An 836-nucleotide genomic window follows, 5' to 3' on the forward strand; every position below is an offset into this window, starting at 1 on the left:
TTTTGCATTGAGCTTGAGTTAAGTAAAGGAGCGTTTTGAATCATGCAAACCCCAATTGTTGACGCCATCGCCACTGCCGATAGCCAAGGGCGCTACCTGAGCAACAGCGAATTGCAGGCCATCAATGGCCGTTTTCAGCGGGCTGCCGCCAGCATGGAAGCCGCTCGAGTTCTGAGCAGCCGTGCCGACGAGCTGGTGCGCGGTGCCACCGAAGCGGTTTACGCCAAGTTCCCCTACACCACCCAACCCGGTGGGCAGTGCCACACCCAAGCTGGCAAGGACAAGTGCGCCCGTGACGTGCGCCACTACCTGCGCTACATCACCTACTGCTTGGTAGCCGGTGGCACCGGTCCTCTGGACGAGTATCAGTTGGCCGGGATCCGCGAGATCAACGCCGCTTTTGAACTCTCCCCCAGTTGGTTCATCGAAGCCCTGCGCTACATCAAAGCCAACCACGGCCTGACCGGGCAAGCGGCCACCGAGGCCAACACCTACATCGACTACGCCATCAACGCGCTCAGCTAAACCCTTGGCTTGGGATCCCTCTAAAAGGGCGACGCCGGCTAGCCAGTTGGCTCATCCCATAAACCAGGGGGGATGGCGAGGGAAGGTTGTTGAGGGCAACGGTGGTGAGCCTGCTACGTTGCGGAGAGATACGTTTGACCACGTGGGTTTGCGGATCAGTCTCCCCAATAGGAAGGCGCCACTGTTGCTCTTCTGCAGCTTGGGGCTGCCGATTTTTGATTTCTAATTTTAGTTTTCGATTTCTACAGTCGTTTCAGGCTAGGGTGAGACGCCTGGGCTATTGATCGCGCCAGCGGGACGGAGTCCTTGAA

The 836-nt window shown here is 58.0% G+C and carries 1 protein-coding gene; it reads left to right on the forward strand.

The annotated features are described in order from the left end of the window. The first annotated feature begins 42 nt into the window (after positions 1-42). On the forward strand, positions 43-525 hold the full coding sequence (locus tag NW856_RS12715) for a phycocyanin subunit alpha (RefSeq protein ID WP_011434281.1): 483 nt from the start codon (positions 43-45) through the stop codon (positions 523-525). The last annotated feature ends 311 nt before the right edge of the window (positions 526-836 follow it).

Origin of the sequence: Synechococcus sp. R3-13 (assembly GCF_047462195.1) — a bacterium.
In the GTDB taxonomy this organism is placed as follows: domain Bacteria; phylum Cyanobacteriota; class Cyanobacteriia; order Thermostichales; family Thermostichaceae; genus Thermostichus.

Bases quoted from the DNA above. Each gene is read 5' to 3' on its own strand.
- NW856_RS12715 (WP_011434281.1), top strand. From the start codon at position 43: ATGCAAACCCCAATTGTTGACGCCATCGCCACTGCCGATAGCCAAGGG.